Genomic DNA, 12,836 nt, shown 5'->3' on the forward strand with positions numbered 1-12,836 from the left:
CTGTACATGGGTCGCCGCACGACAACGACAAACATCAAGCCCGCCGCCCGGATCACCCTCCATGAACGTGGAATCCCACTCCCGTCGCCGCAACCGCGCCGGTGGCGATCCCTGCCGCACCTTGCGCAACTCGGCCGGCGTGCTTGCATTGCCGTGGCCCGAGTGGCTGCGTCACTACCACCGCGACTGGCTGAAGCCCGATGTCATGGCCGGGCTGACCGTTGCGGCAGTCGTCATCCCGAAGGCTCTCGCCTACGCCACCATCGCGGGCCTGCCGGTCGAGGTCGGACTCTATACGGTATTCGCGCCGATGCTGATCTACGCCATGCTGGGAACCTCGCGCCCGCTCAGCGTCAGCACCACGACCACGCTGGCGATCCTGGCAGCAGCCGCGCTTAGCGATACGACGACGGCAGGCGGTACCGCGAGCTTGCTGACGGCTTCGGCCACGCTCACCTGCCTCGTGGGCATCATCCTGGTCGCCGCGCGCTTGCTGCGCCTGGGCTTTGTTGCCGATTTCATCTCCGAGCCCGTCCTGGTCGGCTTCAAGGCCGGGATCGGGCTGGTGATCGTGGTGGACCAGCTTCCGAAGCTGCTCGGCATCCATTTCCAGAAGGGCGCGTTTTTCCACAACCTCGCAGCCATGGTCCAGGGCGTTCCCCACGCTTCGCTGGCAACCATGGCCGTTGGGGTCACGGTCCTGGCGCTGCTGATCGGCATGGAACGCCTGGTGCCGCGCGCGCCGGCACCGCTGATCGCGGTGGGGATCGGGATTGCGGCAGTCGGCCTGCTCGGGTTGCAGTCCCATGGCGTTGAAACCGTTGGCCATGTCCCGACTGGCCTGCCGCCCCTCACGCTGCCGGATCCCGATCTGGTCATGCAGCTCCTGGTGCCGGCCATGGGCATTGCCCTGATGAGCTTTACGGAAACCATCGCAGCCGGACGCGCCTTCGTGCAGAGCGGCGAACCCGCGCCGGACCCGAACCGCGAGCTGCTGGCCACGGGGTTCGCCTGCCTGGGTGGCGCATTCCTCGGCGCGATGGCTGCCGGCGGCGGAACCACGCAGACCGCGGTGAACCGCCGCTGCGGCGCCAGATCGCAGCTGGCGGGACTGATCACCGCGGCCGTCGCGCTGGGCGCGATGCTGGTGCTGGCACCGCTGATCGGCCTGATGCCGGAGGCCGCGCTGGCGGCAGTGGTCATCGCCTATTCGGTGGGACTGATCCAGCCGGCGGAGTTTCGCGCCATCCTTGGCATCCGGCGCACGGAGTTCCTCTGGGCAGTGGTAGCCTGTGCCGGCGTCGTGCTGCTAGGGACGTTGAACGGCATTGCCGCCGCCATCATTGTTTCGCTGCTGGCGCTGGCCTACCAGACTTCCGATCCGCCAGTCTATGTCCTGGCACGCAAGCCCGGCACCAATGTATTCCGGCCGCAGTCCGCCGAGCATCCCGCCGACGTGACCTATCCTGGCATGGTGATGCTGAGGCCGGAGGGCCGCGTTTACTTCGCCAATGCGAGACACATCGGGCACAAGATGCGGCCCATCATTGCTGCAGCGAATCCCCGGGTGGTGGTGCTCGACCTTGTCGGCGTCTTTGACCTCGAGTACACGGCGCTGCGGATGCTGACGGAAGCCGAAAAGAAGATGCGCGAAGGCGGCGTGATGCTCTGGCTGGTGGAACTGAATCCCAATGTGCTGGAGATGGTTCGGCGGTCGTCCCTTGGGGACACACTCGGGCGCGAGCGCTTGTTCCAAAGCATGGATCTTGCGGTCGACCACTACCTTGCAAACCAGACCGCTACGCCCACCTGAAGCGCGATGGCGCTGGGCCAGCCATCGTACTGGCGCAAGGCGACATCGCCGAGCGCGAACCGTGGCGACGGATGGCGTGCGGCGTTGGCTCCGCTGTCGCAAGTGCGCAACATCTTCGTCACTGCGCGCTTGTAGGAGTATTCCGCCCCCGCTTCGGCGCTTGCCCGACAGCGCAACACCGCCTCGCTGCCTAGACTGAGGGCACCGTTGCATTCCCGTTTCGGCAGGGATGTGCGGCCTACGCCACGTCGGCGCATCCGTCGCCGGCGTCTCGGACAACGACTCCGGAGGTTCTCCATGGATCTGAAACAGCCCGCTCGCCTTCCCAAGATCGTCGGCGCGATTGCCGCAGGACTGGCAGGCCTCACTTGCGCCACGGCGATTGCCCAGACACCGGCCAGCCCGGCCACGCCGGCAACTCCGGCCGCCGAGGGCATGCCGGCCACCCCGGCAACCTCAGCCGTCCCCGCCGCCGCGGCAGGCTCCCAAAGCGCATCGCCTGGCATGACCCAGGTTCAACCACCCAAGGATCCACTGGTCGAGCGCCGAGAGGCACGCCAGAAGGCCTCGGCCGAGTACAAGGCCAAGAAGAAGGCGGCCAAGGGCGAGTACAAGCAGGACGTCGGCGCTGCCAAGCAGGAGCGCAAGGTCGAGAACAAGGCTGCGGACGCAGTGGCCAAGGACCAGATGGCCGCGCCTAAGCAATAGCGCCAGCCGGCGCAGAACGAGGTGGCCGGGATCAGCCGGCCACCTTCATTTTTTTGCCTGTCGTCTTCCCTCCTTTTGCCCGCGGGAACATCGGGGGTTGGCGGCTTGTAACAAGCCGGATCGCGCCTAGACTCGATAAGAGCAAGTCGCGGGCTTTTTCGCCCGGCTTGCCATCTGCGCCATGCCCGCTCTCCGTCCGCACCACTGGTTTACAGGCCTGCTCCTGTCAGGCCTGATGGCCGCGTTCAGCCTGGGCAGCACGTTTGCCGTAGCACAGCAGAAGCCGGCGCCGGCGTCGGCACCCGCGGCGGCGCCGGCTGCGAAAGCCGCGGCCGGCACGGCAGCGCCCGCGAAGCCGCGCGGGCTGAACCTGGCCAACAAGCCGCGCACCGGCGACTTCGACGTGATGGTCAACAGTCGCGTCATCCGCGTGCTGGTGCCTTACAGCCGCACCCTCTACTTCAGCGACAAGGGCCACGAGCGCGGAATTACCGCGGAACTGGTGCGGGAATTCGAGCGCTACCTGAACAAGACCTACACCAGTCGACTTGGCAAGCGCCCGCTCACCATCATCATCATCCCCACCACGCGCGACCGCCTGCTGCCCGACCTGGCGGCGGGCCTGGGCGATATCGCCGCCGGCAACCTGACCGAGACCGAGGCACGGCTGAAGATGGTCGACTTTGCCGCGCCGCGCGACCGCAAGCCAGTGCGCGAGCTGATCGTGACCGGCCCCAAGTCGCCGGCGCTGAAGAGCCTGGACGACCTGGCAGGCAAGACCGTCCACGTGCGCCGCGCAAGCAGCTACTACGAAAGCCTGACCGCGCTGAACGAGCGCCTGCGCCAGTCCGGCAAGGCGCCGATGCACCTGGTGCTGCTGCCCGATGCCCTCGAAGACGAAGACGTGCTCGAGATGGTCAATGCGGGCCTGCTGGCAATCGTGGTGGTCGATGACTGGAAGGCGGCGATGTGGGCGCAGATCCTGCCTGACATCAAGGTGCGGCAGGACCTGGCGGTGCGCGAAGGCGGCTATATCGGTTGGGCCTTCCGCAAGAACAGCCCGCAGTTGCGGCAGGCAATCGACGATTTCTATATCAACCACGTCAAGAGGCAGGGCGTGGCGGAATACCTGATCAAGCAATCCATGCGCCGGGTCAAGCAGATCAAGAACAACACCGAGGACGCCGAATACAAGCGCTTCCAGCAGACCGTTGCCTTCTTCGAGAAGTACGGCAAGGACTATGGCTTCGACCCGCTGATGCTGGCGGCACAGGGCTTCCAGGAGTCGCAGCTCAACCAGCAGGCGCGCAGCCGCGTGGGCGCCGTCGGCATCATGCAGATCATGCCCGCCACCGGCAAGGAACTGAATGTGGGCAATATCAAGATGGTCGAGTCCAACATCCACGCCGGCGCCAAGTACATGGACCGGCTGATGACCAAGTACTTCCCCGACGCGCACTTCTCGGAATCGAACCGGCCGCTGTTCGCCTTCGCCAGCTACAACGCCGGGCCCGGCAATATCGCCAAGATGCGCAAGGAGGCTGCGGCGCGCGGGCTGGACCCCGACAAGTGGTTCAACAATGTCGAGATCGTGGTGGCGGAGAAGATCGGCATCGAAACCACCACTTATGTGCGCAACATCTTCAAGTACTACGCGGCCTACCGGCTCATGGAGGACCGGGAAGCCGCGCGTGAGCGGGCACTGAAGGAAGTCCGGAAGTAGCCTGCCGCCGGCGCCCGCGCTGGCGGGACGGCGGTGGAACCGGGCCGCGCCGACCTGCGCCCGGCCACACAGCAAGGATCAGTCGGCCAGGCCGCTGCTGTCGATATAGCCCAGCGCATCACGCACCGCGCGCCGGGCCTTGAGCACATAGCAGACCTGGCGCTCGCGGATGGACAGTGCCACCACTTCCGCCTGCAGCAGTTCCTGGAACATGTGTGCGGCACGCGGCAGGCTCAGCCCGGCCAGTTGCGCCAGAGCGGGGGCGGGCAGCCCGTCCTCGCCGGCTTCCAGCAGCGCGCGGCAGATCCTGGCCCGCGCGGGTTCGGTCATCAGGGCAAGCGTCAGCGCGCTCTCTTGGGTCTCCATGGCCACACCTCGATCCTCTGGCGTTGTGCTCCGCCGCCCACCACGAGCGGCTGCCGGCCCTCTCCGGGTGCCGTTTCCCAACGTTCTACGCGGCTCGCAGGGCAAAGGCAATAGGGCCGCCCACGGGCTGCGCGATTACAACACCAGCCGTCACGCCCGCGGGCTCGCCAGGGATCCGGCGGGCGGCGCCTACATGACCTCGATCACGCCGTTCATGGTCTCGTGCCCCGATCCGCAGAAGATGTCGCACAGGAAGCCGTAGTTGCCGCTGCCGCGCGCCGTTGCAGGCAAACGCACGGTCGCGCCTGGCGGCACGTCGGCACGCACGCCGAAATCCGGCACGCTGAAGCCCATGATCACGTCCTGTGCCGTCAGTTCGAATACGACCGACTCGCCGGCACGCAGCGGGATGTGATTCGGGGTAAAGACGAACTTGCGCGCGTGGACGCGAATGACGCGCGGCGCCGCCGCATCGCCCCGGCCGGTGCCGGCCAGCACCGCCGCCCCGAGGCCAAGCATCCAGGCCAGCGCCGTGCGCCGCCCGACCATCGATGACATTCTCATGGCTGGCTCCGGTCAGGTCGCGATCGGCTGCTCGGCCAGCGCGAACGCGCCGGGCGCCGGTTTCGCTTCGACCTCGCGCCAGCCCAGCCCGCGATAGGGCTGCGCGGCATCCCACGGCACCGGCAGGCGCTGCGGCTGTGAGCCCGGCGGCGGCAGCGGGAACATCAGCGAGCGTGCGGCGTGATGCGCAATGTGGCCCGTCGTGTGGTGATGCTCCTGATGGATGTGGCCGTAGAACACGGTCACGTTCGGATAGGGCATCAGGGTGTCGATCACCTGCGCGCCGTCGCGCGTGGCCCAGTCCCATTGCGGATACAGATCGAACAGCGGGCGGTGCGTGAACACCACGATGCGCCCGCCCTTTGGTTGCCGCGCGAGGTCCGCCGCCAGCCATGCGCGCTGCGCATCCCCGACCCGCCCCGCCGGATCGGACACGTTGTCGAGCACGACAAAATGCACGCCTTTGTGATCGAAGGTGTAGTGCGTCGGCCCGAACAGCTCCTGGTAGGCCGCGCCCGCATCGAGGCTGGCGTCGTGCTCGCCCGGCATCAGGTGGATCGTCCTGACGCCCAGGCCGGCAATCACGGACTGGAACTCGCGCAGGCGCCGGCGGCGCTCCTGCGGATCGTCGGTGGTGTGGGTGAGATCGCCGGTGAACATGATGAAGTCGGGCGGCTGCCGCAGCGCATTGACGGCGGCGATGGCCTTGGGCAGCGTGCCGCGCGCATCGGGATTGGCCGGCCCCTGGAAGCCCCAGTGTGCGTCCGACAACTGCACAAAATAGAAGTCCTCATCGCGCCCGAAGGCCCAGCCCGGGAGCCCGGAGGCAAATACCGCGCCACCTGCGGCACCCGCCAGCCTGAGGAAATCGCGTCGCTTCAGTGTGTCCATGGTGCCTCCGTCTGGTTGCAGGGATGTGCCTGTCATACCGGCTTGCGGGAGGCTTTATTCCCGGCAATGCGGAACCGCAAAAAATCCGCCCGTACTGGGAATAAACTGAGTGGAACCCCGGTATACCCGGGACGTGCGCCACCGGCGCGGCGCCGGCGCACAAACCGACCAAGGCACGCATGGATCACGCATCCGACGATCGCCGCCGCTTCGAGGAGCTGGTGCTCCCGCAACTGGACGCCGCCTACAACCTCGCGCGCTGGTTGTCGGGCAGCGCCAGCGAGGCCGACGACGTGGTCCAGGAAGCCTTCCTGCGCGCTTACCGGCTCTTTGGCAGCTTCCGCGGCGAGCAGCCGCGGCCGTGGCTGCTCGCCATCGTGCGCAATACGTGGTTCACCACCTGCCAGAAGCGCAAATCGGCCGGCGAGGTGTGCAGCTATGACGACTTGCACGAGAACCAGCCCCTGCCGGCCTGGCACGATGGCCAGGACAGCCCCGAGCAGTCGTTGCTGCGGCAGGAAGACGTGCGTCTGGTGCACCGTGCGCTGGAGCAGCTTCCGGTGGCCTATCGGGAAGTGCTGGTGCTGCGCGAACTGGAGGAACTGCCCTACCGCGACATTGCCCGTGTCGCGGATATCGCCATTGGCACGGTCATGTCGCGGCTCGCGCGCGGGCGGCGCATGCTGGCGGCGGCGGTGACGGCGCTGCAGCAGCAGGGCACGGCGCAAGCGCCGGCACACGCTCGCTCGCCATCCGGCGCGCTGGCGCCGGCACCGCACCCCGCCGGGGAGACAGGTCATGGACTGCAATGAGGTTTGCGAACTGCTTCCCGCCTGCGCCGACGACGAACTCGGCGCGGCGGAAAGCCTGCGCCTGGAGCAGCACCTGGCGCAATGTGCCGCGTGCACGGCCGAACTGGGACGCCTGCGCGCGCTGCGCACGGCGGTACGGGAAGGCGCGACTTATCATCGCGCAAGTCCCGCCCTGCGCGCGCGGATCGCTGCCGCGCTGCCCGCGGCCGGTGTGCCGGCAGGTAGCGAGACATCGCGCCCGCGCTGGCTCGAGTGGTTTGCCTGGCGCCCGGCCGTCAACGCCGCACTGGCGGCACTGACCGTGGCCTCGATGGCGTTTGGGTTGACGTGGTTCATGTTGCGGGATTCCCCGCAAGACGCCATGGCGCGGGAGGTGGTCAGCAGTCACGTGCGCGCGCTGATCGCCGACCACGCCATCGACGTGGCATCGACGGATCGGCACACGGTCAAGCCATGGTTCAACGGACGGCTGGATTTCGCGCCGCCGGTCCATGACTTGGCGGCAGAGGGCTTCCCACTCGTTGGCGGACGGCTCGACTACCTCCACGGGCAGCGCGTGGCGGTGCTGGTCTATCGACGCAACCAGCATCCGATCGATGTGTTCGTGCTGCACGGCGCGGGCGCGCGCATGGCGGCGCCGGACTTCGACAGCCCCCTGACCCGGCAGGGCTACCAGATTGCGCACTGGCAGACAGGCGGCATGGAATACTGGGCCGTGACCGATGCGTCGGCGGCCGACCTGCAACGCTTCAGCAAGGCATGGCGCGTGGCCAGCGGCGGCACGCCGTAGCGCTCGCGCCGCCGCCGGTCATCGTGCCAGGCCCGTCTACGCCATCACGAACGGCAACTGCCGCTGGCGCTTGCCGGTCAGCGTGAACAGCGCATTGGCCACCGCCGGCGCGATCGGCGGCACACCGGGCTCGCCCAGGCCAGTGGGGTTCTCCTGCGAGGGCACGAAGAACACGTCCACCACCGGCGCATCGGTGATGCGCGGCGGCGGATAGTCCGGGAAGTTGCTGTTCTTCACGGCGCCGTTCTCGATCTCGATGGCAAACCCCGGCTTGGTCATGGCCAGTCCGAAGATGCACGCGCCCTGGATCTGGGCTTCGGCCGACATCGGGTTGACCACGCGGTTGGCATGCACGCCGGCGGTGACGCGATGCACGCGCGGCTCGCCCTTCACCACCGAGACGTCGACCACATACGCCACCACGGTGTTGAACGACTCGTGCACGGCCACGCCCCAGGCATGGCCCTTGGGCAGCTTGCGCTTGCCGTAGCCGGACTTGTCCACCGCCAGCTGCAGCGCGGCGCGGTGGCGCGCGTGCTTCTTCTCGTCGAGCCGGGCCAGGCGGAATGCCACCGGGTCCTGCTTCGCGGCCGCGGCGATTTCATCGGCCAGGGTTTCCTTGACGAAGGCGGTATGCGTATTGCCCACCGAGCGCCACCACAGCACCGGCACGTCCACCTGCGGATGGTGCACAGACATCTGCAGCGGCAGGTCATAGTCGTTCTCGACGATGCCCTCGGTCATGGTAGCGTCCACGCCGTTCTTGACCATGAAGGGCTCGAATGGCGTGCCCTTCAGGATCGACTGGCCGACGATGGTGTGCTGCCAGCCCACCACCTTGCCCTGCGCATCCAGCCCGATGCGGGCGCGGTGCAGGTGCAGCGGGCGGTAGTAGCCGCCGCGGATATCGTCCTCGCGGCTCCAGACCACCTTGAGCGGCTCGGTGTGGCCGGCGGCCACCCAGGCCTTGAGCACGTTGGCCGCCTCCACGATGTAGTCCGAGGTCGGCACCGCGCGCCGGCCGAAGCCGCCGCCGGCCATCATGGTGTTGAGCACCACCTTGTCCGGCGCCAGCCCCAGCGTGCGCGCCACCGCGGCCTGGTCCACGGTCTGGAACTGCGAGCCCACCCAGACCTTGACCGACTGCACCTTGCCGCCGGCCACTTCCGGCTGCAGCGTGCAGTTCAGCGGCTCCATCGGCGCGTGCGCCAGGTACGGGAAGCGGAAGTCGGCCTCGATCTTGCGCGCGGCACCGTTGATGGCCGAGCCGATATCCCCGCTCCCCGCGCGCGCCACCGTGCCGGGCTGGCCGGCCAGCTTTGCGTACTCATCGAACAACGCCTGCGACGACACCTTCGAGCCCGCATCTTCCCACTGGATGTCGAGCGCATCGCGGCCCATCTTGGCCGGCCAGTAGCCGCTGGCAATCACCGCCACGCCGCTGCCGCCGCGGTCGACCGGCACCTGCAGCACGCCGCGCACGCCCTGCACCGCGCGCGCCTTGTCGGCGCTGAAGCTCTTGACCTTGCCGCCAAAGCGCGGCGGGCGCGCCACCACGGCCACCACCATGCCCTTCAGGTGCGTGTCGATGCCGAACGGCGTGGTCGCTTCCATCTTGCCGCGCGCATCCAGCCGCGGCGTGGGCTTGCCGACGATGCGGAACTGCGACGGGTCTTTCAGCGTGACCCGCTGCGGCACGGGCAGCTCCATCGCCGCGGGCGCCAGTTCGCCGAAGGTGGCACGATGGCTGCCGGACGTGACCACGCCCTGCTCCACCTTGCAGCTGGCCGGATCGACCTTCCACTGCTGCGCGGCCGCCGCCACCAGCATCGCGCGCGCGCGCGCGCCCAGTTCACGGTATTGCTCGAACGAGTGGTTCAGCGCCGTGGAGCCGCCGGTCATCTGCATGCCGAAGGCGGGGTCCTTGTACGGGTCGCCAGCCGGCGCCAGCGTGGCGCGCACGTTGCGCCAGTCGGCGTCCAGCTCTTCGGCCAGCGCCATCGGCAGCGCGGTGTGCACGCCCTGGCCGAACTCGAGCCGGTTCACGGCCACGGTTACGGTGTTGTCCGGCGCGATGATCAGGAATGCTTGCGGCGCCGGCGGCGGCGCCTTGGGCTTGGCGCCCTCCTGTGCCTGCGCCAGCGGGGCCACGCCCAGCGCCAGGCCGCCGCCGGCCAGGCCGGTCAGCTTCAGGAAACTGCGGCGGTCCAGCGTGGCCACGCCGGTGTTCGGGCGCGCTTCACCGCTATTGCCGGCCTGGCCGCCTGCCAGGGCTTCGATGCCTCGGATACGCATAGTGGTTTCCTCCCGCTCAGGCCAGCGCACGGGCGGCGTCTTTGATCGCCGCGCGGATGCGCTGGTAGGTGCCGCAGCGGCACAGGTTGCCGGCCATGGCCTGGTCGATGTCGGCGTCAGTAGGGCGCGGCTTGGTGCGCAGCAGGCCGATGGCGCTCATCACCTGGCCGTTCTGGCAGTAGCCGCATTGCGCCACGTCGTGCTTGAGCCAGGCGTCCATCACCGCGCGCCCGACCTTGTCAGTGCCGATGCCTTCGATGGTGGTGATGCGCGCGCCGGCAGCGGCGGATACCGGCGTCACGCAGCTGCGCGTGGCCTGGCCGTTGACGTGCACGGTGCAGGCACCGCATGCGGCCATGCCGCAGCCGAACTTGGTGCCGGTCATTTCAAGGTTGTCACGCAGCGCCCACAGCAGCGGCGTGGACGGGTCCACGTCGACTTCACGGGTCTTGCCGTTGACGTTGATATTGAGGGTGGTCATGGGGGGACACTCCTTGGGTACGTTGCCCGCTGGTTCTTTCCAGTGCCCCCCGCCGGGCGCAATCGTGCGGCGCGCGGGCACTGCCCATGCGCCGCAGCTTGGCGCAAGGGACAAGTGAGGATAGTGCAATTTCGGTCACCTTGCCGAACACCATGCGCACTAGCCTGCCCCCGGATCGGCTTTGCACGAACTTTGGGCATATGGCGGCTGTCCCTCATGCATCCCTTCGCTTTCCGATTCCTGTCGCTGAAACAGTGCCATCGACTATTCCAGATCACACTTATCCCGGCGCCTCCGCGGCACCGGTCCCGCACGCCACCGCTGCCACGCGCGTGCCGGCGGCCCAGTCCCCGTCAGTCGCGCGGCTCGACAGCATCCAGGCCCTGCGCGGGCTGGCCGCCGCGTTCGTGGTGGTCTACCACTCCGGCCTGGCGCTGGGCGGCGCCGATGCGCCGGCGCTCAGTTGGCTGACCGACAACGTGATCAAGCGCGGCCATGTCGGCGTGGACGTGTTCTTTGTCATCAGCGGCTTCATCATCGCCTGGGTCGCGGTGCTGGCCCGGCCCCAGCCCGAACGCCCGCTCAGCTTCATGATCCGGCGCTGCTGCCGGCTGGCACCGCCGTACTGGACCATGTCGGCCATCCATGCGCTGCTGCTCAATCCGGTCACGCCGGCGGTGTTCGCGGCGTCGCTGGCATTCCTGCCGACTGCCACCGGCCACGCGCCGTACTACGGCTATCCGGCGCTGTACGTGGGCTGGTCGCTCAACTATGAGCTGGCGTTCTACGCCGCCTTCGCGCTGGGCCTGCTGCTGGCCGGGCGGCGCGCGCTGCTGGTGGTGCTGGGGGTCTTTGCGTTGACCACGCTGGTGCTGCCGTGGTGGCGCTTCGGCGCGCTGGCGGCCGATCCCTCGCAGGGCTACCCGTTCGCCACGCCGTGGCTGGCCATGGCCAGCAATCCGCTGGTGCTGGAATTCCTGCTGGGCTGCGGGCTGGCGTGGGCCTACGCGCGCTGGCGCCACCTGCTGACGCCGGCAATCGCGGTGGGCATGCTGGCAACCGGCTGCGCCGCGTTCGCGCTGTCGCTGCCGCTGGTCGGACCCGACTTCAGCCTGGCCGGACGCGGGCTGCCCGCGGCACTGCTGCTGGGCGGCGCCGTGGCGGCCGAGCACACCGGCGTGCTGCGCGTGCCGCGCGCGCTGGTCTGGCTGGGCGAGCTGTCGTATGCGCTGTACCTGACGCACCCCACCGTGATCGAGGGCGTCAAGCGCCTGATGCCTGAACTGGCGCCCGACCAGACCGCGCTGCAGCTGCTGCGCTTTGCCATCGATGCCGGCCTGGCGCTGGCGCTGGCTTTGCTGCTCCACCGCTGGGTGGAGCTGCCCGGCATCGCCGCCGGCCGGCGGCTGGCGCGGCGCTGACGCGCGCGCTCAGCGCTGCGGCATGCCGGTCAGGAACAGATAGAGCGCGGTCAGGTCGGTATCGTTCATGCGTCCGAACGAATCGAACGGCATCACGCGGCTCACTGCGCTGCCATCGGGCCGCTTGCCGCTGCGCATCATCGCGATAAAGGCCGAAGCCTGGCCGTAGCGCGACATGGCGCCGCCCGGCACGGGGCGCAGGTCCGCCGCGGGCGGCCAGTCGGGCGGCCCGCCCGGGATCTTGCCGCCGCGGAAGTCCGGCCCGTGACACCCCAGGCAGGCATTGGCGACGTAGCCGCCATAGCTGGCCGTGGGCGCCGGCACCATTGCAGGCTGCACCGGCAAGCTGTGGTCGATCTTGGCGGCCGCGTCCTGCACGATGCCCACACCGTACAACGCCCGCACCAGCCATGGCATGCGGATCTCCGCGGGCGCCCCCATCGCCGGCGGCAGGCTGCGCAGGTAGCCCACCAGCGCGCCCAGGTCCTCGTCGCTCAGGCGGTTGTAATCCTCGCTGGGCATGATCAGCAGCGGCCGGTGCGAAGGCGCCACGCCATGGCGGATGCTCCGCACCCAGTCAACCGGCTGGTAGGCGGCAATGGCCGGATTGGCTTGCGTCAGGTCCGGCGCGCGCACGCGCAGGCCGCCGGGATCGTCGATCACCTGCTTGCCGCCGGCGCCGGCGCCGTGGCACTCCATGCAGCCGCGCGATTCGAACAGGTACTTGCCGTGGGCAATGCCGGCGGCGTCTTCACGGATGGCGATGGGTGAAACCTTGACCGCGACAATGCGCGCCGCCTTGCGCTCGCCAACCCATACCGCGGCATAGGCCGCCACGGCCACGACAACAACCGTGCCGGCCAGCCCCCATGCCGCCACCCGCAGAAATCGCGCCATTTGCTCTCCCCTGTCCGCCGCACTGGATGCAGCAGCTTGCGGCCAGTGGGCGGGGGGCTGTCGGTGGGGCAGGCC

Annotated in this window: 12 protein-coding genes; 6 read left to right on the forward strand and 6 right to left on the reverse strand. The window is 68.5% G+C overall.

The features are described 5' to 3' along the window. The first annotated feature begins 61 nt into the window (after positions 1–61). The 3 genes from AC3WL8_RS23265 (at position 62) to AC3WL8_RS23275 (ending at position 4,244) form a co-directional block, all read left to right on the forward strand. A complete protein-coding gene (locus AC3WL8_RS23265) occupies positions 62–1,813 on the forward strand; it encodes a SulP family inorganic anion transporter (protein WP_153954875.1) in 1,752 nt (583 codons plus the stop codon). Between the two features lie 297 nt (positions 1,814–2,110). After that, positions 2,111–2,521: a hypothetical protein gene (locus tag AC3WL8_RS23270; RefSeq protein WP_211980787.1), complete on the forward strand. Its 411-nt coding sequence runs from the start codon at positions 2,111–2,113 to the stop codon at positions 2,519–2,521. Between the two features lie 181 nt (positions 2,522–2,702). After that, entirely contained in the window at positions 2,703–4,244 is a 1,542-nt protein-coding gene (locus AC3WL8_RS23275; RefSeq protein ID WP_492378897.1) for an MltF family protein, read from the forward strand. 78 nt (positions 4,245–4,322) lie between these two features. Here the strand turns inward: AC3WL8_RS23275 and AC3WL8_RS23280 are convergent, their stop codons facing one another. The 3 genes from AC3WL8_RS23280 to AC3WL8_RS23290 form a co-directional block, all read right to left on the reverse strand. Further along, a complete protein-coding gene (locus AC3WL8_RS23280; RefSeq protein ID WP_013955751.1) occupies positions 4,323–4,610 on the reverse strand; it encodes a helix-turn-helix domain-containing protein in 288 nt (95 codons plus the stop codon). Between the two features lie 189 nt (positions 4,611–4,799). Further along, positions 4,800–5,174 carry a cupredoxin domain-containing protein gene (locus tag AC3WL8_RS23285; RefSeq protein WP_013955750.1) on the reverse strand — a complete coding sequence of 125 codons (375 nt, stop codon included), beginning with the start codon at positions 5,172–5,174 and terminating at the stop codon, positions 4,800–4,802. A gap of 12 nt (positions 5,175–5,186) precedes the next feature. Next, a complete protein-coding gene (locus AC3WL8_RS23290) occupies positions 5,187–6,065 on the reverse strand; it encodes a metallophosphoesterase family protein (RefSeq protein WP_211980785.1) in 879 nt (292 codons plus the stop codon). A gap of 179 nt (positions 6,066–6,244) precedes the next feature. Between AC3WL8_RS23290 and AC3WL8_RS23295 the strand changes: the two genes are divergently transcribed. Further along, positions 6,245–6,877, forward strand: a complete 633-nt coding sequence (locus AC3WL8_RS23295; RefSeq protein ID WP_153954878.1) for an RNA polymerase sigma factor — start codon at positions 6,245–6,247, stop codon at positions 6,875–6,877. After that, positions 6,864–7,667, forward strand: coding sequence for an anti-sigma factor family protein (locus AC3WL8_RS23300; RefSeq protein WP_153954879.1), 804 nt, complete (start codon positions 6,864–6,866; stop codon positions 7,665–7,667). The genes AC3WL8_RS23295 and AC3WL8_RS23300 overlap by 14 nt, the downstream gene beginning before the upstream one ends. A 36-nt stretch (positions 7,668–7,703) precedes the next feature. Here the strand turns inward: AC3WL8_RS23300 and AC3WL8_RS23305 are convergent, their stop codons facing one another. Together AC3WL8_RS23305 and AC3WL8_RS23310 are read right to left on the reverse strand one after the other, a co-directional pair. After that, positions 7,704–9,962 (reverse strand): xanthine dehydrogenase family protein molybdopterin-binding subunit, encoded by a 2,259-nt coding sequence (locus AC3WL8_RS23305; RefSeq protein ID WP_492378898.1) that lies wholly within the window; start codon positions 9,960–9,962, stop codon positions 7,704–7,706. A 16-nt stretch (positions 9,963–9,978) separates the two neighbouring features. Then, entirely contained in the window at positions 9,979–10,443 is a 465-nt protein-coding gene (locus tag AC3WL8_RS23310) for a (2Fe-2S)-binding protein (protein WP_010813052.1), read from the reverse strand. Positions 10,444–10,775: 332 nt separating this feature from the next. On the opposite strand from AC3WL8_RS23310, the gene AC3WL8_RS23315 reads away from it, so the two are divergent. Next, on the forward strand, positions 10,776–11,864 hold the full coding sequence (locus AC3WL8_RS23315) for an acyltransferase family protein (RefSeq protein WP_492378905.1): 1,089 nt from the start codon (positions 10,776–10,778) through the stop codon (positions 11,862–11,864). A 9-nt stretch (positions 11,865–11,873) separates the two neighbouring features. Here AC3WL8_RS23315 and AC3WL8_RS23320 read toward each other — a convergent pair whose 3' ends face one another. Next, positions 11,874–12,761 (reverse strand): c-type cytochrome, encoded by an 888-nt coding sequence (locus AC3WL8_RS23320; protein WP_013955744.1) that lies wholly within the window; start codon positions 12,759–12,761, stop codon positions 11,874–11,876. Between the last annotated feature and the right edge of the window lie 75 nt (positions 12,762–12,836).

The organism is Cupriavidus sp. FW305-F7, assembly GCF_058782875.1.